At 57.5% G+C, this 24,057-nt stretch carries 24 protein-coding genes; 10 read left to right on the top strand and 14 right to left on the bottom strand.

Annotated features, from left to right (window positions below; translation table 11 throughout):
* Positions 1–186: 186 nt before the first annotated feature.
* From AB7E19_RS01185 to AB7E19_RS01160, 6 genes are all read left to right on the top strand, one after another.
* Positions 187–1,320 carry a methyltransferase gene (locus AB7E19_RS01185; protein WP_139737544.1) on the top strand — a complete coding sequence of 378 codons (1,134 nt, stop codon included), beginning with the start codon at positions 187–189 and terminating at the stop codon, positions 1,318–1,320.
* Positions 1,321–1,344: 24 nt separating this feature from the next.
* Complete coding sequence (locus AB7E19_RS01180; RefSeq protein ID WP_322131673.1) at positions 1,345–1,917, top strand: YajG family lipoprotein; 573 nt, start codon at positions 1,345–1,347, stop codon at positions 1,915–1,917.
* A gap of 14 nt (positions 1,918–1,931) precedes the next feature.
* Complete coding sequence (locus AB7E19_RS01175) at positions 1,932–2,483, top strand: peptidylprolyl isomerase (RefSeq protein ID WP_010673361.1); 552 nt, start codon at positions 1,932–1,934, stop codon at positions 2,481–2,483.
* A gap of 114 nt (positions 2,484–2,597) precedes the next feature.
* Complete coding sequence (locus tag AB7E19_RS01170) at positions 2,598–2,927, top strand: hypothetical protein (protein ID WP_322131674.1); 330 nt, start codon at positions 2,598–2,600, stop codon at positions 2,925–2,927.
* Between the two features lie 85 nt (positions 2,928–3,012).
* On the top strand, positions 3,013–4,416 hold the full coding sequence (locus AB7E19_RS01165; RefSeq protein ID WP_010673359.1) for an AmpG family muropeptide MFS transporter: 1,404 nt from the start codon (positions 3,013–3,015) through the stop codon (positions 4,414–4,416).
* A 156-nt stretch (positions 4,417–4,572) separates the two neighbouring features.
* Complete coding sequence (locus AB7E19_RS01160) at positions 4,573–5,379, top strand: outer membrane protein OmpK (RefSeq protein ID WP_010673358.1); 807 nt, start codon at positions 4,573–4,575, stop codon at positions 5,377–5,379.
* A 103-nt stretch (positions 5,380–5,482) separates the two neighbouring features.
* Here the strand turns inward: AB7E19_RS01160 and AB7E19_RS01155 are convergent, their stop codons facing one another.
* Positions 5,483–5,965, bottom strand: a complete 483-nt coding sequence (locus tag AB7E19_RS01155) for a YajQ family cyclic di-GMP-binding protein (RefSeq protein WP_010673357.1) — start codon at positions 5,963–5,965, stop codon at positions 5,483–5,485.
* Between the two features lie 358 nt (positions 5,966–6,323).
* On the opposite strand from AB7E19_RS01155, the gene AB7E19_RS01150 reads away from it, so the two are divergent.
* Positions 6,324–7,271, top strand: coding sequence for a ketopantoate reductase family protein (locus AB7E19_RS01150; protein WP_113977706.1), 948 nt, complete (start codon positions 6,324–6,326; stop codon positions 7,269–7,271).
* Between the two features lie 19 nt (positions 7,272–7,290).
* Positions 7,291–7,866, top strand: coding sequence for a DJ-1 family glyoxalase III (locus AB7E19_RS01145; RefSeq protein ID WP_069785018.1), 576 nt, complete (start codon positions 7,291–7,293; stop codon positions 7,864–7,866).
* A gap of 117 nt (positions 7,867–7,983) precedes the next feature.
* Here the strand turns inward: AB7E19_RS01145 and AB7E19_RS01140 are convergent, their stop codons facing one another.
* The 9 genes from AB7E19_RS01140 to AB7E19_RS01100 all read right to left on the bottom strand — a co-directional run bounded on the left by AB7E19_RS01140 (position 7,984) and on the right by AB7E19_RS01100 (position 18,024).
* Positions 7,984–8,715, bottom strand: a complete 732-nt coding sequence (locus tag AB7E19_RS01140; protein WP_319883946.1) for a hypothetical protein — start codon at positions 8,713–8,715, stop codon at positions 7,984–7,986.
* The gene (locus AB7E19_RS01135) at positions 8,715–8,912 is read right to left on the bottom strand and encodes a hypothetical protein (protein WP_319883945.1); all 198 of its coding nucleotides are present in this window, start codon (positions 8,910–8,912) and stop codon (positions 8,715–8,717) included. Before AB7E19_RS01135 ends, AB7E19_RS01140 begins: the two co-directional genes overlap by 1 nt.
* A gap of 300 nt (positions 8,913–9,212) precedes the next feature.
* On the bottom strand, positions 9,213–9,956 hold the full coding sequence (locus AB7E19_RS01130) for a hypothetical protein (protein ID WP_322131675.1): 744 nt from the start codon (positions 9,954–9,956) through the stop codon (positions 9,213–9,215).
* 119 nt (positions 9,957–10,075) lie between these two features.
* Positions 10,076–10,873 carry a hypothetical protein gene (locus AB7E19_RS01125; RefSeq protein ID WP_319883943.1) on the bottom strand — a complete coding sequence of 266 codons (798 nt, stop codon included), beginning with the start codon at positions 10,871–10,873 and terminating at the stop codon, positions 10,076–10,078.
* Complete coding sequence (locus AB7E19_RS01120; protein WP_319883942.1) at positions 10,873–11,139, bottom strand: hypothetical protein; 267 nt, start codon at positions 11,137–11,139, stop codon at positions 10,873–10,875. The genes AB7E19_RS01125 and AB7E19_RS01120 overlap by 1 nt, the downstream gene beginning before the upstream one ends.
* 60 nt (positions 11,140–11,199) lie before the next feature.
* Positions 11,200–11,931 (bottom strand): hypothetical protein, encoded by a 732-nt coding sequence (locus AB7E19_RS01115; RefSeq protein WP_322131676.1) that lies wholly within the window; start codon positions 11,929–11,931, stop codon positions 11,200–11,202.
* The gene (locus AB7E19_RS01110) at positions 11,931–15,113 is read right to left on the bottom strand and encodes a T6SS effector BTH_I2691 family protein (protein ID WP_427934516.1); all 3,183 of its coding nucleotides are present in this window, start codon (positions 15,111–15,113) and stop codon (positions 11,931–11,933) included. The genes AB7E19_RS01115 and AB7E19_RS01110 overlap by 1 nt, the downstream gene beginning before the upstream one ends.
* Positions 15,110–15,979 carry a DUF4123 domain-containing protein gene (locus AB7E19_RS01105; protein ID WP_322131678.1) on the bottom strand — a complete coding sequence of 290 codons (870 nt, stop codon included), beginning with the start codon at positions 15,977–15,979 and terminating at the stop codon, positions 15,110–15,112. Before AB7E19_RS01105 ends, AB7E19_RS01110 begins: the two co-directional genes overlap by 4 nt.
* On the bottom strand, positions 15,979–18,024 hold the full coding sequence (locus AB7E19_RS01100) for a type VI secretion system tip protein VgrG (protein WP_427934514.1): 2,046 nt from the start codon (positions 18,022–18,024) through the stop codon (positions 15,979–15,981). The genes AB7E19_RS01105 and AB7E19_RS01100 overlap by 1 nt, the downstream gene beginning before the upstream one ends.
* 45 nt (positions 18,025–18,069) lie before the next feature.
* Between AB7E19_RS01100 and AB7E19_RS01095 the strand changes: the two genes are divergently transcribed.
* A complete protein-coding gene (locus AB7E19_RS01095; protein WP_128274078.1) occupies positions 18,070–18,315 on the top strand; it encodes a hypothetical protein in 246 nt (81 codons plus the stop codon).
* Between the two features lie 62 nt (positions 18,316–18,377).
* Here AB7E19_RS01095 and hcp1 read toward each other — a convergent pair whose 3' ends face one another.
* Both hcp1 and AB7E19_RS01085 read right to left on the bottom strand, forming a co-directional pair.
* Positions 18,378–18,896, bottom strand: coding sequence for a type VI secretion system effector Hcp1 (gene hcp1 / locus AB7E19_RS01090; RefSeq protein ID WP_005332563.1), 519 nt, complete (start codon positions 18,894–18,896; stop codon positions 18,378–18,380).
* A 231-nt stretch (positions 18,897–19,127) separates the two neighbouring features.
* Positions 19,128–19,892 carry a LuxR family transcriptional regulator gene (locus AB7E19_RS01085; protein WP_041214665.1) on the bottom strand — a complete coding sequence of 255 codons (765 nt, stop codon included), beginning with the start codon at positions 19,890–19,892 and terminating at the stop codon, positions 19,128–19,130.
* A gap of 575 nt (positions 19,893–20,467) precedes the next feature.
* On the opposite strand from AB7E19_RS01085, the gene AB7E19_RS01080 reads away from it, so the two are divergent.
* Positions 20,468–21,958, top strand: coding sequence for a SulP family inorganic anion transporter (locus tag AB7E19_RS01080; RefSeq protein WP_322131987.1), 1,491 nt, complete (start codon positions 20,468–20,470; stop codon positions 21,956–21,958).
* A 144-nt stretch (positions 21,959–22,102) separates the two neighbouring features.
* On the opposite strand, the gene AB7E19_RS01075 is transcribed toward AB7E19_RS01080, so the two are convergent.
* Positions 22,103–23,182 (bottom strand): ATP-binding protein, encoded by a 1,080-nt coding sequence (locus AB7E19_RS01075; RefSeq protein WP_124244625.1) that lies wholly within the window; start codon positions 23,180–23,182, stop codon positions 22,103–22,105.
* A complete protein-coding gene (locus AB7E19_RS01070) occupies positions 23,179–23,907 on the bottom strand; it encodes a response regulator (RefSeq protein ID WP_069651754.1) in 729 nt (242 codons plus the stop codon). The genes AB7E19_RS01075 and AB7E19_RS01070 overlap by 4 nt, the downstream gene beginning before the upstream one ends.
* Positions 23,908–24,057 lie beyond the last annotated feature (150 nt).

Below are 24,057 nucleotides of genomic sequence, written 5' to 3'. Positions count from 1 at the left end.
TTGAATATCCGGCCATTGTAGCCAGGGTTGTGCACCCGATGCATCAGGTACGAAGGATCCGCTCGCTCTCGCCGTACCGGACTGGTGAATTTCTCCGCCGCCGCTAGAATAGCGCCACTTTCACCGCTGCCTGGCAACACGGGGCAGACGGTCGCCATTCATCAATCACACGTTGGACTCTTGCCTATGCAAACCCTGCTCGACACGGCCCACTGCCGCCTGACCCTGTATCGTTACCCGCGGCAGAGCCAGGATCCCCTGCAGGCCTGGGATGCGGCGGACGAGTATCTGATAAGCCACCTTGCCGAATCGCAGCAGGCACCTGACGGCCCCGTCATCATCATGAACGACGGCTTCGGCGCCCTGGCCGGCTATCTGCATGCCCACGCCCCCGTCTGCGTGACCGACTCCCACATCAGCGAGCGGGCCACCCTGGCCAATCTGGCGGAAAACGGGCTGGATCCCCACGCCATCACCCTGCAGGATGCCCTGGCCCCCCTGCCCGATGCCCCCGCCCTGGTGGTGATCAAGGTCTCCAAGTATCAGGCGCTGCTGGAGCAGCAACTGCTTGCCCTGCGCGGGGTCGTCACCCCTGCGACCCGCATCATTGCTGCCGGCAAGGCCAAGGACATCCACACCTCCACCCTCAAGCTGTTCGAGAAGTATCTGGGGGAGACCCGCACCTCGCTCGCCTGGAAGAAGGCGCGCCTCATTCATTGCACCCCGGCCGCCGAGCGCCCGTTCCTGACCAGTCCCTTCCCGACCGTCTGGCCGCTGGAAGGCACCGACATGCTCATCCACAACCATGCCAACGTGTTCTCGCGCACGAGCCTGGATATCGGCGCCCGCTTCATGCTGGACAACCTGCCCATCCACAGTGCCCGCAGGGTGATCGATCTGGGATGTGGCAACGGCGTGCTCGGGCTCTCCCTGCTGGCACGAGACAGCGAGGTGGAGGTGACCTTCATCGACGAATCCCGGATGGCGGTAGCGTCCGCACGGCTCAACGTCGAGCACAACCTGCCCGATGCCCTGCCCCGTGCCCACTTCATGGTCAACAACTGTCTCGATGACGTTCCCGTCGGGGCAGCGGACAGGATCCTCTGCAATCCCCCCTTCCATCAGCTGCAGGCGATCACCGATCACATCGCCTGGCAGATGTTCAGCGATGCCCACCGGGTGTTGCCTCAGGGGGGCGAACTCTGGATAGTAGGCAACCGTCATCTGGACTATCACAACAAACTCAAGCGCCTGTTTGGCAACGCACAAGTCGTTGCGTCGAACAGCAAATTCGTTATTTTGAAAGCCATCAAACGCTAAAGATAAAGCTAAAGGAAACCCATGATGAAAAAGTCACTCTTGCTGCTGGCCGCTCTGGTATTGGGCGGTTGTGCTACTCACTGGCCCGAGAGCGCCCTGCTCAACCCGCAAGTCATCCCCTCCAACCAGCAGTACTACTCCGGCAACCGCATCACCATGGAAGGGGTGGACAAGCGTGAAGCCGCCTATGTCTTCTCCATCAAGAAGAAAGAGAAGGCCCCTGTGCTGGTGAACAGCAGTCAGCCTCTCAACAGCCTGCTGGCTGAAAAACTGGCGGAAGGGCTGCGCAGCCAGGGCCTGGAAGTGGGCAACAGCGGCACCACCAACCTGACGCTGGCCATCTCCACTGCCGCCGTCACCGTGGAAGAGAAGACCTTCACCTATGTCACCAAGTCCCGCGTCAGCCTGCAGGTGATTGCCGACTTCCAGGGCAGCAAGCTGACCAAGCAGTTCAACATGTCCTCCAGCAAAGAGAGCCCGGGCGAGCCGAGCATGGCCGATCTGGAATCCATCCTGAACCAGCAACTGGGCAGCGTGCTGCAGCAGATCATGGCCGACGAGGCGCTGCGCGGTTATCTCAAGGGCCAGCCGAGCTGAGCGAGGACATATAAATGAAGAAACTCTGGTTACTGGTCACCCTGATCGCCCCCCTGGCTTTTGCCGGTCAAAAAGTCCAGATGGAGACCAACCATGGCACCATCGTCGTGGAGCTGGCCCCCAAACAGGCACCCCAGACCGTGAAGAACTTCCTGCGCTACGTGGCAGACGGCAGCTATGACGGCAGCCTGTTCCACCGGGTGATCCAGAACTTCGTGGTGCAGGGTGGGGGCTACAACCAGCAGTTCCAGCCCCTGCCGACCTTCGATCCCGTGGTCAACGAGTCCAGAGGCGGCCTGCCCAACAAGCGCGGCACCATCGCCATGGCCCGCACCCAGGCGGTCGACAGCGCCACTCGCCAGTTCTATTTCAATCTGGTGGACAACGACAACCTCAACGCCAATGCCGGCGCCGGTTACACCGTGTTCGGCCAGGTCGTGAAGGGGATGGAGGTGCTGGACAAACTGGCCCAGGTCCAGACCGGCTACAGCTCCATCCTGCGTGCCAACGACGTCCCCACCAGCCCCATCATCCTGAAGAAAGTGGTGCTGCTCGCGGACAAATAACGCGGCCCGGATCACATTCCACCGCGTCCCTGAACGGGTCACCAATCTCTTTTTCTATACTCTGCTCCCCGATGTGTGCCACGCATCGGGGAGCAGAACCAGAAGGAGGAGCCGGTGACCTGTCATGATTACATAACCCAACACGCCGGCCCGCTGGCCCAGGCGGTTCGCCATTTTCTGGCACGCAAGATTCCCTACCAGCAGCTGGAAGACTTGAGCTGGCAGCTCCTCTCCCATTGGCAGGCGCTCTGCGTGATCCCCATGGACAAAACCCCCGCCAACGCACAGGAAGGTGTGTTCTGGCATCTGCTTCACAGCCTGCACCTGTGGGATGAGCAGCGCCTCCTCTGTGATGACGCGCTGCGCCTGCAACTCATGGCCTGCGCCAATTTTCTCGCCGACGAGGGCCCCTGCCCGCACCACTACATCGGCTCGCGCCCCTGAAACCTGCCGCCCGCCACTCGGCTTGCCTTGGCTACGCCTGCCGAACCTGACAAAATGACCCCCTTTTCCCAGAGGAGTCAGGCTGTTGAACAATCTCCGCCCGCCCAGCCACACACCGGGCCGCGCCACCCGCTGGCGAGATGCCCTCGCCGTCTATCTGGAAGCGCGGGTACTCATCCTGTTCGCCATGGGATTCTCCTCCGGCCTGCCCTTGCTGCTGGTCTTTGGCACCCTCTCGTTCTGGCTGCGCGAGGCGGATGTCAGCCTGACCGACATCGGTTACATGAGCTGGGTAGCGCTGGCCTACGGTTTCAAGTGGCTGTGGTCGCCCCTGGTGGATCGGCTGCCCCTGCCCCTGCTGTCACGGCTGCTTGGGCGACGACGCAGCTGGATGCTGTTCTCCCAGGTGCTGATCGCCCTCTCCCTGGTGGGGATGGCCTATTGCGATCCCAAGACCCAGCTCGCCCAGCTGGCCCTCTTCGCTCTGCTGGTGGCCTTCTCCTCTGCTACCCAGGACATCGTCATCGATGCCTATCGCATCGAATCCGCTCCCGAGCGGCTGCAGGCGGCCATGGCCGCTTCCTATATGACGGGGTATCGACTCGCCATGATCATGGCGGGAGCGGGGGCGCTGGCGCTGGCGGCCTGGCTAGGCAGCAACAACGGCTATGACTATCGCGGCTGGCAGCTCACCTATCTGCTGATGGGAGGGCTGATGTCTCTTGGCATCCTCACCACCCTGATGAGTCACGAGCCGCAGATCGATCTCAAGAGTCAGGACGAGCAGCAGATGGCGCGCAAGGCCACCCTGCTGGCACGGGGTTGGTCACCCACGCTGGCCGGGCTGGGGGCCTGGACCTACGAGGCCATCTGGTGTCCCTTCGCCGACTTCTTCCGCCGCTACGGCTCCTCGGCCCTGCTGATCCTCGGGCTTATCGCCTGCTATCGCATCTCGGACGTGGTGATGGGGGTGATGTCCAACAGCTTCTATGTGGATCTGCAGTTCAGCAAGACGGAAGTGGCCACCATCACCAAGGTCTATGGCGTCATCATGACGCTGGTGGGAGCCGCGCTGGGGGGCGTGCTGGTGATGCGCTTTGGCACCCTGCGCATCCTGTTCCTCGGCGCCGTGCTGACTGCCAGCACCAACCTGCTGTTCGCTCTCCTCAACGAAGTGGGCCACAACCTGGAGCTGCTGACTCTGATCATCTCGCTGGACAACCTCAGCGCCGGCATAGCGACGGCTGCGTTTGTAACCTATCTATCGAGCCTCACCAACGTCGCCTTCTCCGCCACCCAGTACGCCCTGTTCAGCTCCATCATGCTGTTGCTGCCCAAGTTGCTGGCGGGGTTTTCTGGTCGGGTAGTGGAGCAGATCGGCTACAGCCACTTCTTCATCGGCACCAGTCTGCTCGGCATTCCGGTGATGATCCTGATCATCATGGTTGCCAAACGAGGCAGCACCTTGTCACCACAAACGCACAAATAGCAAGCGTTTGCGCATTTTAGGGGGTGATTAGATTCACAAATCCTGACAAAGTTCCCTGGTGCTTGTTTATCCGCTGAATTTATTTGGCTAGAATCCCTTCCGCTCCTTGTGGGCAGGCTACGGAAAACCTCAACTAACGCACAAGAGACCAATAAAATGGCCAAATTTACCAAGACTCTGATCGCTGCCGGTCTGCTGGCTGCCTCCGCCACTCCGGCACTGGCTGCCGATTACAGCGGCGACATCCACAAGAACGACTACAAGTGGTTCCAGTTCAACGTGATGCACACCATCGATCAGCTGCCCTACGCTGAGTCCGAAGGTGGTTACAACGATACCTACTTCGAAATGGAGTTTGGTGGCCGTTCCGGTATCTTCGATCTGTACGGTTACGTCGACGTATTCGACATCTTCCAGAACCGTCACGACGACAAGCACAACCAGGACAACCTGTTCATCAAATTTGCACCGCGCATCTCCATCGATGCCATGACCGGCAAAGATCTCTCCTTCGGCCCGGTGCAGGAAGTCTACATCGCCAACCTGATCAACGTCGGTGGTCCGGATGGTCTGTTTGAAGCCATGACCGGTCTGGGTGCAGACGTCATGGTGCCCTGGTTCGGCAAAATGGGCATGAACCTGTATGCCCGTCACGTCAATGAAGGCGGTGGCGAGCAGGGCTGGAACGGCTATCAGTTCTCCATGAACTGGTTCAAGCCTTTCTACACCTTCTCCAACGGCAGCTTCGTAGCCTATCAGGGTTACCTGGATCACCTGTTTGATGCCAAGGACACTTCCACCGACGGTACCGCCATGTTCAACGGCCTGTACTGGCACTCCGACCGCTACGCCGTCGGTTACGGTCTGAAGTACTTCAACGACATCTATGGCATCCAGAACGGTTCCTACGGTCTGAAGACCACTGGTTTCGGCCACTACTTCTCCGTGACCTACAAGTTCTAATCGAACTCGTCACACGGACACAAAAAAACCGGAGCAGCTGCTCCGGTTTTTTTGTGCCCTCATGCTGGCAGTGGGGAGAGAGCCGCGCCCTCCCCGTTCGCCATCAATCGCGGAAGTTCTGGAACTGCATCGGCTGGCCCAGTTCGGCGCCACGCACCAGAGCCATGGTCTCTTGCAGATCGTCGCGCTTCTTGCCGGTGACCCGCACCTCGTCGCCCTGGATGGCGGCCTGCACCTTGATCTTGGAATCCTTGATGAGCTTCACCAGCTTCTTGGCCACTTCCTTGTCGATCCCCTGCTTGAACTTCACGGTCAGGTGGAAACGCTTGCCGGAGTGGACGCTGTCACCCACGTCCATGGAACTGTTCTCGATCTGGCGCTTGAGCAGGGCGCCGCGCAGGATCTCGACCATCTGCTTGAGCTGGAAATCGGCGTCGGCTTCCAGCTTTACTTCTTCCTTGTTCAATTCGAAGCTGGCTTCCACACCACGAAAATCGAAACGGGTCGCCAGTTCACGGTTGGCGTTATCAACGGCGTTCAACACCTCGTTCATTTTGACTTCAGAGACAATATCGAATGACGGCATAGCCGGGCTCCTCATGCTGTACTTCAGGTTGTGCTGACAGGTGGGCAAATCTACCAGAAAACGGGCAAATTTGCTGATTTCGATGGGATTGCTCTGCTAGAATCCCCTGCGCACAGGAATGGTGAGACCCGTTAGAACCCGTCCAGAAGCGGTCGCGAGAGGTCCGACACTCGGTGAAGTGCAGCCCAGGAACCCGTATGGCCATGCATACATGAGGCTCCCTGGCTGCGCATGAACCTTGAGCACGACCCGGCAACCAGCTCATGCACCGGTTCCTGGTATTCACCAAGCGACATCTTCCCTTATCCCGGGTTGGCGGTTGACAGGATGGCAGCCCTTCCCATGATCGAGCCTCTTCATGCCAAGCGGATTACGCGACAACAACCTGAAAACACGCCGTCACCCTGTCTCTCCCGAGTGGACCTTGCTGGGCTGCGGCGCCCTGGGCGGCGTCTTCGCCTCCCTGTTGACCCAAAGCGGCCAAGCAACCCGCCTCCTGCTGCGCGAGCGCCATCGTGCCACCTTGCACCCCGGCGTCGACTTTACCTCCCTTGAGGGGCATACCCAGCTCCTGGCCATCGAACGCGCCTTCATCGACAAGCCGGGCAGCATCAAACGCCTGCTGGTCATGACCAAGGCGGGGCAGGTGATATCGGCCCTCACTCCTCTGGTCGGGCAACTGGCGGCAGGGGTGCCCATCGTGCTGCTGCACAACGGCATGGGGATCGCCGATCAGGTGGTCGCACTCTTCCCCGACAATCCGGTGATCGCCGGCGTCACCAGCCATGGCGCCATGCAGTGCGGCCACTTCGTGTTCCGCCACACCGGCAAGGGGGAGACCTGGCTGGGCCCTGTCAACGAAGCGGCCCGTGCCCATGCCCACCTCGCCGACGAGCTGGCCAGCGCCCTGGGTCAGGCCGGTTGGGATGAGCAGATCCTGACACGCCAGTGGCAGAAACTCGCCGTCAACTGCGCCATCAATCCCCTCACCGCGCTCTACAAGCTCAAGAACGGTGAATTGGCCGGTCCGCGTTTTGCCGATGCCCTGCAGCAAATCTGCGTGGAAGTGGCTGACGTCATGCGGGCCGAAGGTCAGCCTACCGGCAGCGAAGAGCTGCTACGCCGTGTCATGATGGTGGTGGAGCTCACCGCCGACAATTACTCTTCCATGTATCAAGACATGGAACAGGGCCGCGAGACCGAGATCGAAGCCATCACCGGCTTCCTGCTGGGCAAGGCCGCCCTTCACGGTATCGCGGTGCCGGTCAATCAGGGCCTCTATCAGGCCGTCAAAGAGAAGCGCTGAGCAAAGCAAGGAGTGCAGGATGAGCGTACTGGTACTGGTGGCCCCCGGGTCGGAAGAGATAGAGACGGTTGCCATCGTCGATACCCTGGTTCGGGGTGGCATCGATGTGGTGCTGGCCTCCTGCTGCCCCACTGGAGCGCGCCAGATCCGAGCCTCTCGCGGGGTGCAACTGGTGGCGGATTGCCATCTCGACGAGCTGACCACTCGTGACTTCGATGCCATGGTCGTGCCGGGCGGTCTGCCCGGCAGCGAAGTGATCCGCGACACCCCCCTCGCCATCGACCTGCTACGGGAGCAGGCAGGCCTCGGCCGCTGGCGCGCCGCCATCTGCGCCGCACCCGCCGTGGTACTGCACCATCACGGCTTGCTGGGGGATGCGAGCACCACCTGCCACCCGGGCTTTCAGGCCCGTCTGCCCGCGACACAATTGAGCACGGCGCGGGTCGTGACCGATGAAGCCCATCGCCTGATCACCAGCCAGGGCCCGGGTACCGCCATCGAGTTCGCTCTCGAGATAGTACGGGTACTGCGAGGTGACGAGGCCGCCCGTACGGTGGCCGGTCCCATGGTGTTGCCCCCCTCGCTATCGCCATAACCACATCGGGCACTCCGATGAAAGCGACAGAGCCCCCTTGCCAGTGGCAAGGGGGCTCTGCTTTGGAGGCTCAGACGGCATGGAGATGGTCCTCACCTGACAGGTAGAATATAAAAGTCAGGTCATTGGATGACCTTTAATATACTTTATTTCGGCACATCGAATCTGCTTTTTGAGCAGTTCAATAAAATTCTCAAAATCTTCAGATTTACAATATAAAGTATCACTGTATGATATTTTAAAAGGGGTTGATTCAAACCTTACAGCCTTCTTCTTATTGGATATAAAAAGTGTATAGACCCAATCTTTTTTAAACATGGTCTCATGCTCTGACACTTCACGTTTAAAGTCAGTGAAAAATATCGCAAAAAGAGCCATCCCGCCAGCACCGACCAAGGCTAGTGGCCCCAATATGGCAACCGCTACGACACATACCACCACACCAAGCCAAGCCAAACCACGCACTATGGTGTAGGCCACCTCGGGAATAGCATCTTGATAAGTGACGACTACACCCTCCGTAGTTAACCGATAATGGTAATCTTTATCCGCCATCACTAAATATCGAAGATAGGGGAGCATAATTGCCCCCACTATAATAAATACCCAACCATTGGATGACTCATTCCATATCATGGCACTACCAATCAAGGTAGGTATTCCGATTAAAAAGAGTATCCCCAGCCAGGCAAATGCAGCTGGAACTCGGATGTCCCATTCATGAAGAGTTGGTGCCTCTCGCACCTTTTTCTGATTGGCATCGAGAATACACTGTTGCTCTTCCTGTGGTAATAGACGAAAAGGAATCTCCTGCTCATTCACATCAACTTCCTCATTTGACTTATCCATTATTTATTCCCTTGCTTGCCGACCACCAACGCGGGCATTGTACCCAGATCGCCGCTGCAGCTATTCAATGTCACAGGGCCGCTACTGCTACTGCTGCCCTTGAAAATAAACTCCCGCTGAATCATGCCCCCGAGATAGCCCAGTTCCAGCTTGATGGCCGAATTGGTATCCACACCCAGCGGCAGGGAATAGACCATGTCCTCCCAGCTCCCGCGATATGTCTCCAGCGTTCTGGGTTGCATGGCGGTCTGATAGCTGGCCAAGTCCTCTTTAGTGTGTACCGGCACCATTTGACCGACCAGAGCCAGAGGTTGGCCGATAACGCTTAGCCCAATGGTCAACCCCCGTAAGAGGTTAGCCACCAAGTGTTTAACTTTTATCAACCAGAAAGATGGCTTGCCCCTGATGGATTACAACGGTAGAAATTTCATTACGTAAAAATTGACGACCTGCTCTATTTAACATAGCTGATCGAATAAAAAACTTAATTTGTTTGGTTAAATCCCAGGGTGACCTTTGATATATTTCACACTCTCAACAAGGATATGAGACTTTATTAAATTGAGAATAACGTCTATATCCTCGACTCTACAATAAAGTGTACGACTGAACGCAGACTTAAACGGTACAGATTCAAACCGCAAAGCTCTATATCTCTTCGAGATGGTAAAGACGTGTGGCCATTTTTTGTTAAATAGAGTGAATTCCTCACAGACTTCACTCTTAAAGTCAGTGAAAAATACAGCAAAGAGAGCCATGCCACCTGCGCCAACCAGTGCTAATGGCCCCAATACAGCCACCGCCATCACGCAAACCACCACCCCCAGCCAAGCCAACCCACGGACTATGGTATAGGCCATTTCGGGAATGGTATCTTGATAAGTGGTGATTAAACCTTCTGTCGTTAACCGATAATGGTAGTGTTTATCCGCCATCACCAAGTAACGTAAATAGAGCATCATCACTATCGACATACCGACCATCATATAAACAAAAGTCCAGTCATTATCTCCAGAAAACCATACCGCCGTACCTCCAAATAGCATCATCGAGCCAATAACTATTAATATCATTGGCCATGCAAATGCTGTAGATACCCGGATATCCCATTCATGAAGAGTTTGTGCCTCACGAACCCTTTTCTGATTGGCATTGATTATACGTTGCTGCTCTTCCTGTGGTAGCTGCTGGAAAAGAGTCTCCTGCTCATTGCCCTCAATAACTTCGTTTTTCTTTTCCATTATTTATTCCCTTGCTTTCCGATTACCAGCGTCAAAAACACCATGGCGGCGAACCAATGTAACAGGACCGATGCTAAGGTTGAGCCAAGAGCAATAAACATGAAAGTCTCTCAGAATGATTATTTTAGCTCATCCAGTGTTCTTGGTACGCCTACATCCAGAGAACTGTGAGGAGCTCTATTTAATGACAATATAGTTTTAAATTCCCTATACTCCCGGCAATTTAATATTGGCAACAAGGATGCCAATATTTTTTTCAATTCGTTTTTATAGCAGTAAAAATTTGCAAAGCCTGAATAACCAAACGGGATGGTTTCGAATTGAACTAAGGCTGCGTTATTGACAACCTTAATCACATTGGTTTTATTTTTATTGAGCAATGTATATTCTATATGCTCTTCCTTTTTGAAATCAGTGAAGAAAATTGCAAAAATAGCCATGCCACCAGCACCGACCAAGGATAGCGGCCCTAATATGGCTACTGCCATAATACATACAAGTACACCCAACCAAGCCAAACCCCTGACTGTTTTATAAGCTATATTGGGAATGGAATCTTGATAAATAGCAATAAGACCTTCGCTAGTAAGGCGGTAATGATAATCTTTATCAGCCATTACCAAATAACGAAAATAGAGGGCTAGCCCCACCCCCATAATAATAAACCCCCAGCCTATAGAGGCCATGTTATCTCCGAACGCTAACCAAGCGCCAATCAAGATCAAAATCCCTATTGGTATTGATATGATCAGCCAAGTGTGGGGATTTCTAACTCTAATATTCCACTCATGTAGCGTAGGAGCCTCACGTACCCTTTTTTGATTAGCATCAATAATACGTTGTTGCTTCTCATGCGCTAGAAGATGGAAAGGGGTTTCCTGTTCACCCACCTCGATTGCCTCGTTCACCTTGTCCATTATTTATTTTCCCTATTGCCAACAACCAACGCAGACATTGTGTCTAGTTCGCCGTTGTAGCCATTTAATGTAACAGGACCGCTACTGCTACAGCAGCCCTTGAAAATAAACTCCCGCTGAATCATGCCCCCGAGATAGCCCAGTTCCAGCTTGATGGCCGAATTGGTATCAATCCCCAGCGGCAGGGTATAGACCATGCCACCCAAACTTCCGTATTGAGGTTCAAGAAGATCGCCGGATAGTAAGCCAGCTTGTCCACCGAACAAACTGGCCTCCTAGTGAATAGCAATAACAGTTATTTCTCAATGGCAGTCGAGACATTAGAGTCAAATAATTGGATGACCTTTTATATTTTTTATATCGACACACCTGATTTGATTCTTAATCATTTCAATAACACGTTCAAAATCCTCAGACTTACAATATAAATTGTCGCTATATGCGACTTTAAAGGGGGTGGATTCAAATCTCAGTGCCTTCTTTCTATTAGAAATAGAAAGCGTGTAGGGCCAGTCTTTTCTAAACATGGTTTCATGCTCTGAAACTTCACTCTTAAAGTCAGTGAAAAACACCGCAAAGAGCGCCATGCCACCTGCACCAACCAGGGCTAATGGCCCCAATACAGTCACAGCCATCACACAAACCACCACACCAAGCCAAGCCAAGCCACGCACTATGGTGTAGGCTGCCTCTGGAATAGCATCCTGATAGGTGACGATAACACCTTCCGTTGTGAGCCGGTAATGATAGTTTTTATCTGCCAACCATAAGTAACGAGTAAAGGCCGCAACTATTGCCCCCATGATAATAGGAGCCCAACCAGCATCATTATCGCTATACACTAGCCATATACCAATAAACATCATAATACCAACGGGGATTGAAATGACTAGCCAAACAAAAGGTGTTTCTACCCTAATATTCCACTCATGTAGCGTAGGGGCTTCACGCACTTTCTTCTGATTAGCATCGAGAATGCGCTGTTGTTCTTCCTGCGATAATAGATGAAAAGGGGTCTCCTGCTCGCACGCTTCAACTACCTCGTTTACCTTATCCATTATTTATTCCCTTGCTTGCCGACCACCAACGCGGGCATGGTACCCAGATCGCCGCTGCTGCTATTCAATGTGACTGGGCCACCACTGCTACTGCTGCCCTTGAAGACAAATTGCCGCTGAATCATACCCCCGAGATACCCTAACTCCAGTTTGATAGCCGAATTGGTATCAATCCCCAGCGGCAGGGTATAGACCATCTCATCCCAACGTCCGCGCTGTGTCTCCAGACTCCTGGGCTTCATAGCCGCCTGATAACGCACCAGATCCTCCTTGGAGCGTATCGGCACCATTTGACCGGCCCGGGCCAGAGGTTGTCCCATGACACTTAACCCTATGGTTTGCCCTTTGAGGTGAGCAGGAAGAGATAGTTGTAATTGCCACTGGGCACGGCCGGTGTCCATCCAACCTTGGGGCGCGGAGCGCACCACAGTCAGGCTGGCGCCTGGTTTATTGACCAGCAATTCAAAGCGAGCCAGTTCGTCTTCCGAGGACCAACTGGCGGGCTGTTTGCCCCAGGTAGATTGCAGCAACCATTTCTCCAGATCCGAGCGTTTGAAGATATTAAGCAACACTGTCAGTACCAGATAGGCGATACCCAGCACAAAGAGCCCGACAACCATCCAGGGGGCAAAAACGGTACCAATTGCGAATCCCCCAACACCACGACTCACCAGCGTAAGCAATACTTGGACCCCAAAAATGCCCGTTTGTCCCCAAAGAACATATTCCTTCGAAGCCAACAAAGTTCTTTCCATCTCGCTAATTAAAGGGTCTTTGCTAGCCAATGAGGCATCCCAAGCTTCCAGTCCTGCTGCCACAGCACCTAACCCAGCAAACGCCAGCATCCGTAGAGAGAAGGCTTTAACCCAGACCGCATGCTCACCTTCTTTTATTGCTGCTTTTATCGAGATTGCTGTCAGGGCTCGTTTACCCCCACCAGTAGTGAGCGGCTTTAGCTTCTCCCAAGTCGCCCCCTGATAGAGCGCGGCGATGGCATTACCCGTCCAGGCGAAGGCCGAGCCCAACTGCATATTTGCCCGTTCCCGGCCGATGGACTGGGCGTTTTGCGCCGTCCCTGCGATGACCACTGTCAGATTCCAGAGGTTGAGCAGGGCAACCAGCCCGCCAAAGGTCGCCAGATTGGGAATTCTCTCGTTCATGGCCGTGATGCGTTGATTCACGCCGCTACGCACGCTCGCCAGATAGTCACCAACATATTGTCTGGCTTGTTGCTGGTAGAGATCGCCTTTCAGTTTCACCAGCAGGGGCATTTCGCTGGCAATCAGGGTATCAAGCTGTTGCTGCAAGGTTTTTAGCTGACCGTTGATGGCCTTCACCGTGGTGCTGCGCCCGGGAGGGGGGGAGCTGATGGCCGACATCTCCTTCACAATGATCCAGACCTTCTGCTGGAAGCGGTTGTGGAGCATCCGATAGTCTCGGTTGACCTGCAGCGGCTGGTCGCCGAGCAGGGATTCCAGCAGTACCAGTCTGAGGTTGCCCGCCAGGCTGTTCTTCCAGGCATGGGGCAAGATGGCCGCCATGATCTGGGCGTGAGCCCCCTTGGCCATGGATTTCCCAGCCACTTTCATGGCTTCAATGACGGCTTCGATCGTCTGGAACCAGGACTTTTGCTTGAATCTCTCATCCCCCAGTAGCGTCTCCAGATCAGCCGTTCTGCCAAAGAGGGCTGTCATATCGCCAGAGGAGGTGCTGAGCCAGGCATTGTCTACCGTCAGCTCGCTCAATCCCTTGTGCAACGCGGCATCAAAGCCATAAGGGGCCAGCGCCAGCAAGTTGTCGCGGCTCTTTTCACCCAGCAGCTTCTCCAGCGCTTTCTTCCTCTCCTGCGTGCGGCAGCTAAGAGAGAGAACCGGCCCGGCCTCGGCAAACAGGGTCTGCAGATAGGCTTGTCCCTTGGGTGTTCTGTTGTCCAGACCAAAGGGCAGCGGATCGGCCTTGAGACGGGCCACACCGTTGAACAGATCTTCATGAGCCCGCGTCAGGGCCAGATCCAGCTCATTGAGTGGCACCTGATACTGCTTGATAAAGGCATTGAGCCCGCTCCAGTTGACCTCATCCTGGAAGGCTGCGCGCTCTTTCCATTGGGAAACCTGTTTTTGGGATGGATTGAAACCATATTGTTCCCGCAAGATTTTCAGCTTCTCATCAGCCCGTTTCTCCATGGGGGAGTTGAACCGCACCATCTCGGGCTCTGCCGTCATGCTCTCCATGTCGGCGAGGTAGCGATCCCCAAGATAATCATCCAGCGCCTCTTCAAAGGCCTGGGTCCTGGCGACATTGCCCCTGACGGAGGCGGGCAACTCCTTCTCGTCGAGCCTCACCCTGGCCAGGTTGCGCGTGACCTCCGCCATCATCAGCTTGTGGCTGTTGACCTTGATAGTGGCATCATCTTTCCCCAGCAGTGCTTCGCGCTTGGCGAGCAGTTGATTGACCTTCATGGAAAGGTCGGCAAGGTCGGCCAGCGGGTCCTCCAGAGCAACCACCATGGCGCTCTTGGGATCCGGTATGCCCGCCTTGTAGGCAGTCGGTGAACTCGCAGGTTTGTGAGCCAGCAACTTGACCCCCTGCTTGTCCTCTTCGGCAGGCTTGGCAAGGGGGGTTGAAGAGAGCACAAATCCCTTGTTGGACATCCCCAGGTCCGCAACCTTGTCAAGCACATCTGGCAGACCGCAATGAGGGGCCTTCATGGTGCTGGCAAAACTGCCCAGTTTCACCTGCCGCATCCAGGTGGTGCGCAAACCGCCGCTCTTTTCCATCTCATGCTTGATGCGCCCCGTCCAGCGCTGGGGAGAATAAGCGAGGGAGAGGGTATGGTTCGCCGGGTAGAGCAGATGCCCCTTGCTTCCCTTGCTCTGGCTGATGAAGGTCGCTCCCTTTATCTCGTACTCATCAAATGTCTTGGTCTTTTCGTCATAGACATAGAGCCAGCCATCACGCAGCTGGCGCAAGGCATAACCGCTCTCTTTCAACTTGAGAGGCACCACAAAGCCTGCTCCGGCGGGGACTGGGTGAGGCTGCTTTTGTGGCGGGGAGAACGGCTCATCCAGGGCATAACGCACCGGGATGATGGCAATCTTCTTGTTCTTGAGCGGACAGACTCCTGCCGGGCTCTTGCTGTCGGTCGTGTTTGCACACTGGGCGGCTTGATTGGGCGTACTCATGCGTCTTGATCCTTGTTGCTCAATGCGGCAGCAAGCTCGGCGGCCTGCTCGATACGTTGCGAAGGGGTCTGGGGCGAACGCTGGGTAATCAACGCCTTGATCCGGGGATGCTCATCTTCATCAAACCAGCCACTGCCGAGATACCCCATCACATTGAAAAACAGCAGCAGATCCCGCTCGCTCTCGAATCCCTGGGCATAGGCGTAATCAGCCCAATGGGCAATCCAGGCCATGGGTTCTGGCAGCGTCAGCATGCGAGCCCCAAACCAGGTGTGCATGTGTGCTCTTATCCCATCGAGGGTGTTCAACCAGCTCACCTCTCCCAGACGGCGCCACTGCGCATCGGAAAGTCGCAGGCGCTCCCCCATGGGGGACCCCATTCCAGGCGCGGCAACCTTGTGCTGCCACACCTGCCCCTCCCCTTGCCGGGTCGGGATCCAGACTTGAGCCACCCCCTGCCAAAGCCAGGGTTCATCATCCATAAACAGCCGCCACATGGTCTCCGGCATGGCCAGCTTGAGCAAAATCCTGCTGCCATAGGGACTCTCCACCTCGATAAGCCCACGCAATCGCTCGGCCAACGGCAACAGAGAAAGAGGGGACGACAACAGGTAACCCCATGATGCATCGCGGTTTTGCATAAACCAATCCAGCAAATTGGGCGTTGCACAGACCAGACAGGGGCTCACTTCTCGCAAGCTGTCCCAGGGGGCGTGAAGGTAAACAGGCTGATAGGAAGGCGATGGGTCCTGCTCGAACAACGCGCGCTCCAGCGCGGGAATGCGCGCCCCATCGAGCAACAGATAGAGTTGCTCACCGCTGTTCAGCTCGATGTCGGGACGCTCTGCGACGAAAGCCATGGCCATCAGCCACCACCCTCCTGTCTGGCCAGTTGCTCACAGATCTCGCACACAGGTTCGGCAGACTTGAGCGTCGCAATCTGACGTGCGGGGTCCATGGGAGGTGGTGGCGCCACCACTTCAACCGCTCCGGGCTGGATCGGCATCTGGCCACCCCAGCCAGAGCCAGAACCCGGGCTGCCGCCTGAGTTCATCTTGATGGAGCCGCCCGAGAGGGTGACACCGCTCGGGTCGATTTTGACAAAACTCCCCCCCACCTTGAGGGTCAGCTCGGCACCCGCCTCCATCACGATCTTCATGCCCGCCTTGTGGTGTACCTCGGACCCCGCTTCCACCAGCAGGGATTGGCCGAGCTTCTGGTGCAGGCTGGCATCCACGGTCAGGGAATAGTCGGCCTTGATGTGATCGCGTTTCTCTCCATTGACGGTGAGATGGTCATTGGCCTTGATGCGGGTCACCCGCTCATTGTCGATATCCCGATGCTCGTCATGCTTGATATGCCACGCCGCATCGTTCTCGATAAGCACGTTCAGGTCTTTCTGACCGTGGATGTAAATCTCTTCCTGCCCCGCCTGGTCTTCAAAGCGCAGCTCGTTAAAGCCCTCACCCTGGTGAGTTTCGGTGCGCAGCACGGTGCGGGTCTTGTTGGCCGGCAACTCGTAGGGCGGCCGATTGGTGGCGTGATAGGTGCGACCAGTCACGATGGGCTGGTCCGGGTCCCCCTCCAGGAACGAGACAATGACCTCGTGGCCGATGCGCGGGATGGCCATCATGCCGTACTGACCGCCAGCCCAGCCTTGGGAGACTCGCACCCAGCAGGAGCTCTGGTCGTTGCTCGAACCATAGCGGTCCCACGGGAATTGCAGCTTCACCCGGCCGTGCTCGTCGCAGTAAATCTCCTCCCCTTCGGGGCCCACCACCATGGCGATTTGCGGGCCATCCACCATCGGCTTGTGGGGGGCCTCCGGGCTGCCGATACGCGCCCGCCAGGTGGTGCTCGCTTTCACTACCCCGAATTCGTTGTGATAGACGGTGGGGCCGCTGCCCCCCTCCTCTTCCAGCGCCTGCGGCTGCAAGCCGGTATGCTGGATGCGCACGATTTGCCAGTCGGTGTTGAGGTTGCCGTTGGGATGTTCAGTGAGCGAGAAGCTCTGCCCCGGCTGCAAGGCGGCGCAGTTGGACTTAGCCTGGCCCGCCACGGCATCACTGCGCAGCGCATCGAGCCGGTGCTGGGCAAAGGCCTTGCCGCTCTGGTCCGTTTTGTAGCGACCCGGATAGTCGAAGTGCTGGTAGGTATCGCGCTGGTGGGTCAGCTCCGCTCCCACCTTTTTGTGGGAGAGGCCATAGGCCGGGGTCTTGAAGCTGTAGTCCTTGAGCTCCACATCCGAGGGGCGCACTGCCTCCCGATAGTGGAACTGCCGCACATAAGGGCCCTGCTCCAGCGAACGGTTGCCGAGGTTGAAGAAGAGCTCGGGGCCTTGAGTCAATGCGGCTGCGTCGTCGGCAAAGACGATGCGGTGCTTGCCCGCTTCAAACTCGTGGAAGTAGAACATCCCCTCTTCGGCGGCGAGGCGGTTCACAAAGTCGAGGTCGGTTTCCCGGTACTGAACGCAGTATTCCCGCTTGGCATGCTCGTTTTTGAGCGCAAAGGCGTAATCGGTGATGCCGTGCTCTTGCAACAGGATGGAGAGGATTTCATCGGGCTTTTGCGCCTGGAAGATGCGGGAGTTGTGGCGAAGTGACAGCCGCCACAGGGCCGGCTGCACCAGCAGCTGATAGCGGGTGCGGCGAAAACCGCTGTCACCCTGCGCGAAGTCACTGACCACCCCGCACACCCGGCGCTGCAGCTCGCCGTTGTACCAGACCAGCAGCTCGCAGGGCTGGTCCAGCACGGCGCCAACGTCGATGTCGGGCTGGGCACTGGCCAGCTCAAGGCGCAGGTTGAACGGCCGGTTCAGCCCTTCATCCAGCGCAAATTCGGCCACCACAAAGGTGCTCTCGGGCAGGGCCCCCACCTTGACGGTAAATTGTAATCCTGTGCTGTCTGCCATGAGGGCTCCTTAACCTGCCAGTTCGCAGCCCCGGGAGCTGCACGGATGACGTCTGAGATCAGGCGCGTCGCAAGATGGGTCACCATCGCCATCAGCATCGCGAGGGAAGGCACGGTGCAAACTGAGAAGCGCCGCTTTCATCTGACAAGGCAATCGTGGGAGATGGTGCGACCGGCCTTCGTTGTGCTTTGCCATCCAGCCGCCATGCAGCCGGATGGCAAAACACAAAAGCTCCGACCACATCCGGTTGAATGGGTCGGAGAAAGCTTGCACGGGTCTGGTGACGGCTGACACGGCAGTCATCAGGCCCTGGGGTGCACTACAAGGAACAACGGCAATCAATAAATCGGTGATCAGGCCTCGATCGGCGCGCGCCAGTCATCCGCACCAGAGGTGCCGGCAACGGTGTGCTCCCAGTCGATCTTGCGATAGGCCATGGAGACCTGGATCAGCTGGGTGAAGTCGGACTTCGCCGGATCCTGGCAGTGGGGCATCTGGCAGTCGATGTCAACGATAGTGGCATCGGTCAGCACAGTGCTGAAGAAGTGCTCCTGCTTGCCCTCGACGGAGGTGCGGTACCACTTCAGGGTCACTTTCGGCAGCATCTCGCCGGAGGCCAGGGAGTTGTACATCAGCGGCACGGCCTTGTTCAGGGCAACGGTGAACTTGAACGGCTTGTGGACACGCTGACCCGCCGGCTGGCCGGATTGCGGATCGGTCGGCACGGTGACAACGTGCTGGAACTCTTGTACCAGCATCTCGTCTTCGTGGCCCTGCACGAAAATGTTGCCGACGGAATCGGAGGTGAAGGCACCGGCGGTGATGTTGCCCTGGGTTTTACCTTCGATGCTGATATAACATGGGGTTGGCATGGAATTGCTCCTGATGGTTGAACGGTTATGACACTCGCCCGAATCCGTTAGCAGCGTCCATGCCACTCTTTTTACCCATTACATTTCAATCAGTTATAAAAAAATCCCCCACAAGGCAGTACGCTCGGCGCAATAAGTTGTACTTTTCAACACGTTTGACCATCAGTCATTGCACTGGCAGTTCAATCTTCTGGTATGTGCGCAATTTTTTGCGCCAATCCGACGGGAACACTACTGCTCATCCACATTGGCGACGGCGGCCAGCTCTACGTTCAACCTCACCACCCCCTGTTTCAACGCCCAGGAGATCGCCTGGCACTTGCTGCTAGCCCCCAGCTTGGTAACCACATTGTTCAGATGAAAGGTCACCGTGCGCGGGGTGATCCCCAGGATCTGCGCAATATCGCTCGTCTGCTTCCCTTCCGCCGCCCAACGGCATACCTCCAGCTCGCGCAGGCTCAGGGCATCATGAGAGGACTCCCCTACCAGGCAGACTCTCACCACCGCCTCGAAGATATGCATGGATAGCCAGCTGAGAAAAGGCACCGCAGAGAGCCACTGCGCTCTGGTGCGAGGTGTGCTGGTGATCAGGGAGAGCAGGCCCACATGACCGTTGGCCCCGTGCCAGGGAAACGTAATGCCGTCGCGCAATCCCGCCTGCTGCGCGAGCGTCATCACCGCAAGGCGCTCATCGTCACAGACCCCCTGCACCATGAGATCCGCCCACAGGATGGGTGTGCTCTGCTCCATGCCGCGCTGGACGACGGGATCGATGGCAAAGAAGTTGGCCTGGGTATAGGCGTCAACCCACTCCTGAGGACAACCATTGAAGATGGTGACATCCGGTCGCTGTATGGTGCTGGGAGACATCAGGGCCAATCTGAAGTAGTCAAATCCCGCCTGTGTCGTCAACTGGCGCAGCAACGCCACTATGGTGTGCTCATCGTCGGCCTGTTCGAACCGGGAGATGAGATCTAACGCGTAGCTTGTATCCATGTTGTCGAATTGTTTTCAAATGGTGTCAGCATTGTTTTTCATGAAACCCAATGGGAGCTGAATCACGTGCCAACAAATAGAAACGGAACCCGTGAAACCCTGATCTCAGGGCCCGCCACGAGCCTCGGGGGCTCGCTCTCGGCGGGATGGAGGGCATGGCGCAGAGCGAAATACCAATAACCAGAACTTAACTGCATTAAAATAACGAGTTTTTGCAAAAAACATCGCAATCATATAACAGCACTCGGCGGGGAAGGGATAATAAACTTTCCAGATGAGACCTTGATCACTGACAGGCCAATCGTTTTGTGTCCCGTCCCCCGTTTCTGGCCCTTTACGGGCTTCCCCGGCCTGGCACCGGCTGTTAACATGCGCCCCTTATGCCTGTTATGTGCTCTGGGGTGGCCGTCACGCCGCCCTGACCCTGCCCTGTGCGGCCTCTGCCACCTGACTCCGGTTATGCCGACCGGCCGGTTTACCCGGCCATCAACAGCCAATCCAACCCTGTGATCCCCGCCATTCCCCCTGATTTGCGGGCCTGTGGCCATGGATCCTCATCGAGCGAGAAAATCCCCATGCTGGAACGTGCAAGACAAGAGTGGTTCTCCAACATACGGGGCGATCTGCTGTCGGGCATCGTCGTCGCCCTGGCGCTGATCCCGGAGGCCATCGCCTTCTCCATCATTGCGGGCGTCGACCCCAAGGTCGGCCTCTATGCCTCCTTCTGCATCGCCGTGGTCATCGCCTTCGTCGGCGGTCGTCCCGGCATGATTTCCGCCGCCACCGGCGCCATGGCACTCCTGATGGTGACCCTGGTCAAGGAACATGGCCTGCAGTATCTGCTGGCAGCCACCCTGCTCACCGGCCTCTTCCAGATAGCGGCGGGCTACCTCAGGCTCGGCAGCCTGATGCGATTCGTCTCCCGCTCCGTGGTGACCGGCTTCGTCAACGCCCTGGCCGTCCTTATCTTCATGGCCCAGTTGCCCGAGCTCACCAACGTCACCTGGCAGGTCTACGCCATGACTGCGGCCGGGCTTGGCATCATCTATCTGTTCCCGCTCGTTCCCGTGGTGGGCAAACTGCTCCCCTCCCCCCTGCTGTGCATCGTCATCCTGACGGCGGTGGCCATCACCCTGGGCATCGACATCCGTACCGTGGGCGACATGGGCGAGCTGCCCGATACCCTGCCGGTCTTCCTCTGGCCCGACGTCCCCCTCAATCTGGAGACCCTGGCCATCATCTTCCCCTATTCAGCGGGGCTGGCGGTGGTGGGACTGCTCGAGTCCATGATGACGGCAGCCATCGTCGACGAGATGACCGACACCCCAAGCGATCGCAACCGCGAGTGCAAGGGTCAGGGGATCGCCAACATCGGCGCCGGTCTGCTGGGAGGCATGGCGGGGTGCGCCATGATTGGCCAGTCCGTCATCAACATCAAATCCGGTGGCCGCGGCCGCCTCTCCACCTTCGTGGCGGGAACCCTGCTCATCCTGATGGTGGTCTTCATGGATGAGTGGATCCGTCAGATCCCCATGGCCGCCCTGGTGGCCGTGATGATCATGGTCTCCATCGGCACGTTTTCCTGGGAGTCGGTACGCAACCTGAAGAGCCACCCCCTCTCCACCAACCTGGTGATGGTGACCACCGTCGCCGTGGTGGTCGTGACCCACAACCTGGCACTCGGGGTCTTCGTGGGGGTGCTGCTCGCCTCCCTCTTCTTCGCCCACAAGGTTGCCCGCGTCATGGTGGTCAAGAGCGACAGCGAGCGCAGCGGCGCCGTGCGTACCTATCTGGTGCGGGGCCAGATCTTCTTTGCCAGCGCCGAGCAGTTCCTGGCCGGTTTCGATTTCAGGGAGGAAGTGGAGAAGGTGGTCATCGACCTGACGCACGCCCACTTCTGGGACATCACCGCCATCACGGCCCTCGACAAGGTGGTCATCAAGTTCCGCCGTGAGGGGAAAGAGGTGGCGGTCATCGGCCTGAACGACGCCAGTGCCACCCTGGTCGATCGCTTTGCCATCCACGACAAACGCCAGGAGGGAGAGCCCCTGCTGGCCGAGCATTGATCCCGGCGCCCCCATGAGGGCGCTGCCTGCAAGCCATAAAAAAGCCCGTCTCTCACCATGAGATGGGCTTTTTTTGGGCTGTTGGATCACAGTCAACACACGCGCCTCGGCGCGCCCATCCCGAGCCGATGCGGCAATGCGGGGTCATGACCTGCCGTCAGGGTGCAAGAGGGGCCAGGAAAGCAGGAACAGGGTGCCGCCCCGCCCGCCGGATTGGCAGACCGCACTGCCGCCGTGGGCCTCGGCAATGGCCTTGACCACGGCCAGCCCGAGCCCGCTGCCGCCACTCTTGCGTGAGCGTGACGGATCCCCCCGGCGAAACGCCTCGAAGATATGGGCGGCGACCTCCTCGCTGATGCCAGGCCCTTCGTCTTCCACACTCAGGATGCACTGGGTGCCCGAACGATGCAGGCGCACGGTCAGCATGCCCGGCACCGCGTGCTTCTGGGCATTTTCCAGCAGCGCCATCAGGGCCTGACGGATGCGAAGAGCATCGCAACAGACACAGAGCTCGGCATCGAGCTCCCGTTTGAGGGTGAAACCGCTCGCGGCCAGGGGGGCGACAAACGCCTCGAGCACCACGGCAAGCTCGTCGGCCAGCCTGATCTCCTCTCGTTGCAACTCCAGGTGGCCGCTGTCGTTGAGACTGAGTACCCGCAAGTCTTCGATCAGGTGGGTCAATCCCTCCACCTGGCGCAGCAAGCCTTCAAAGAGCGCACGCTCTGGCGGAAATACCCCTTCGGCCAGCCCCTGCAAGCGGCCACGCAAGATGGTCACCGGGGTGCGCAATTCGTGGGCGATGGCGGCATTCCAGAACTCCCGCTCACGGGTCATGCTCTGCAGCCGTTCGGCCATGGTGTTGAAGTCCCGCACCAGTTGCGCCGTCTCCCCGATCGCCTGTTCATCCAGCGGCACGCGCGCATCGAGTTTGCCCTCTGCCACCTCGCGCAGGCTGTTCGCCACCGAATTGAGCGGGGTCAGGATACGCCGAGAGAGGCGCACCGCCACGTACAGCGCCATCCCCAATGCAATGAGAATGGTCGAGCCAATCCAGATCATCTCGACCCTGGAGGGCATCCAGCTCTCGGAGATGCTGCCAGGCACATAGGTCACGGCAATGGCGTAGAACACATAGGTGCCGATCACCGCGAGGCAGATGATGCCGAGCGCCATCAGCCCCAGGGAGCGGATGATTTGCCTGCGCAGGCCGGGTGCCGATGTCACGCATCACCCCCGAAGCGATAGCCGACGCCCCAGACACTGGCGGGCACCCCCTGGATGCCCTGTGCCTCCAGCTTCTTGCGCAGCTTGCTGATGTGGCTGTCCACCGTGCGCTCCTGGGTATCCCCCTCCGGCAGGCAGTGGGTCAGCAGTTCGGCGCGGCTGAACACCCGCTTGGGTGCCCGCATCAGGGAGGCGAGCAACTTGAACTCGGTCAGGGTCAGATCCAGCACCTGCTGCCCCTCATCGCGGCAAATGCTGGCCTCGTGGCTCTCCAGATCGATCTGGAAGGGGCCGACCCGCAGCACCCGGGCCGTGGCCTGTTTTGCTGCCTGGCTGCGTCTGAGCACCGCCTGTACCCGGGCCACCACTTCGGCCGGATTGAAGGGTTTGACCACATAGTCATCCGCCCCCATGCGAAGCCCCATCAGCTTGTCGAGGTCCTGATCCAGGGCAGTCAACATGATCACCGGCGTGTCGCCACGGGCCCGGATTTCGCTGAGCACCTGCCAGCCATCGAGCTGCGGCATCTGCACATCCAGCAACAGGAGATCGGGTTTGCATGTCTGGTGCATGGCCAGGGCTTCGCGGCCATCGGCGGCATGCAGGGTGCGCAATCCGTGGCGTTGCAGGTAAGCGGCAAGGATGTCGGCAATCTCGGCTTCATCCTCTGCAATCAGTACCAGTGACTGGGCCGCCAGGTTGGCGGAAGCAGGAAGATACGACATGGTCGGACTCGAAAATGGTGGGCTTGAACTTTATCACCGCCTCCATGGATTCTCCACAAAGCCTCGAATCATTCGCAATAGCCCCTCTCCATAATGCCCGTTCGATGTGCTCTCGCGGCAGCACCATGCCCGGGAGACGGTTGAACGAGG

It is taken from the genome of Aeromonas sp., assembly GCF_050252055.1.
Lineage (GTDB): Bacteria > Pseudomonadota > Gammaproteobacteria > Enterobacterales > Aeromonadaceae > Aeromonas > Aeromonas caviae.
The sequence above is the reverse complement of the archived record's forward strand: the minus strand, read 5'-3'. Positions and strand labels throughout refer to the sequence as shown.

Bases quoted from the DNA above. Each gene is read 5' to 3' on its own strand.
- AB7E19_RS01185 (WP_139737544.1), top strand. From the start codon at position 187: ATGCAAACCCTGCTCGACACGGCCCACTGCCGCCTGACCCTGTATCGT.
- AB7E19_RS01180 (WP_322131673.1), top strand. From the start codon at position 1,345: ATGAAAAAGTCACTCTTGCTGCTGGCCGCTCTGGTATTGGGCGGTTGT.
- AB7E19_RS01175 (WP_010673361.1), top strand. From the start codon at position 1,932: ATGAAGAAACTCTGGTTACTGGTCACCCTGATCGCCCCCCTGGCTTTT.
- AB7E19_RS01160 (WP_010673358.1), top strand. From the start codon at position 4,573: ATGGCCAAATTTACCAAGACTCTGATCGCTGCCGGTCTGCTGGCTGCC.
- AB7E19_RS01155 (WP_010673357.1), bottom strand. From the start codon at position 5,965: ATGCCGTCATTCGATATTGTCTCTGAAGTCAAAATGAACGAGGTGTTG.
- AB7E19_RS01150 (WP_113977706.1), top strand. From the start codon at position 6,324: ATGCCAAGCGGATTACGCGACAACAACCTGAAAACACGCCGTCACCCT.
- AB7E19_RS01145 (WP_069785018.1), top strand. From the start codon at position 7,291: ATGAGCGTACTGGTACTGGTGGCCCCCGGGTCGGAAGAGATAGAGACG.
- AB7E19_RS01140 (WP_319883946.1), bottom strand. From the start codon at position 8,715: ATGGATAAGTCAAATGAGGAAGTTGATGTGAATGAGCAGGAGATTCCT.
- AB7E19_RS01135 (WP_319883945.1), bottom strand. From the start codon at position 8,912: ATGGTCTATTCCCTGCCGCTGGGTGTGGATACCAATTCGGCCATCAAG.
- AB7E19_RS01130 (WP_322131675.1), bottom strand. From the start codon at position 9,956: ATGGAAAAGAAAAACGAAGTTATTGAGGGCAATGAGCAGGAGACTCTT.
- AB7E19_RS01125 (WP_319883943.1), bottom strand. From the start codon at position 10,873: ATGGACAAGGTGAACGAGGCAATCGAGGTGGGTGAACAGGAAACCCCT.
- AB7E19_RS01115 (WP_322131676.1), bottom strand. From the start codon at position 11,931: ATGGATAAGGTAAACGAGGTAGTTGAAGCGTGCGAGCAGGAGACCCCT.
- AB7E19_RS01110 (WP_427934516.1), bottom strand. From the start codon at position 15,113: ATGAGTACGCCCAATCAAGCCGCCCAGTGTGCAAACACGACCGACAGC.
- AB7E19_RS01105 (WP_322131678.1), bottom strand. From the start codon at position 15,979: ATGGCCATGGCTTTCGTCGCAGAGCGTCCCGACATCGAGCTGAACAGC.
- AB7E19_RS01100 (WP_427934514.1), bottom strand. From the start codon at position 18,024: ATGGCAGACAGCACAGGATTACAATTTACCGTCAAGGTGGGGGCCCTG.
- AB7E19_RS01095 (WP_128274078.1), top strand. From the start codon at position 18,070: ATGACGTCTGAGATCAGGCGCGTCGCAAGATGGGTCACCATCGCCATC.
- hcp1 (WP_005332563.1), bottom strand. From the start codon at position 18,896: ATGCCAACCCCATGTTATATCAGCATCGAAGGTAAAACCCAGGGCAAC.
- AB7E19_RS01085 (WP_041214665.1), bottom strand. From the start codon at position 19,892: ATGGATACAAGCTACGCGTTAGATCTCATCTCCCGGTTCGAACAGGCC.
- AB7E19_RS01080 (WP_322131987.1), top strand. From the start codon at position 20,468: ATGCTGGAACGTGCAAGACAAGAGTGGTTCTCCAACATACGGGGCGAT.
- AB7E19_RS01070 (WP_069651754.1), bottom strand. From the start codon at position 23,907: ATGTCGTATCTTCCTGCTTCCGCCAACCTGGCGGCCCAGTCACTGGTA.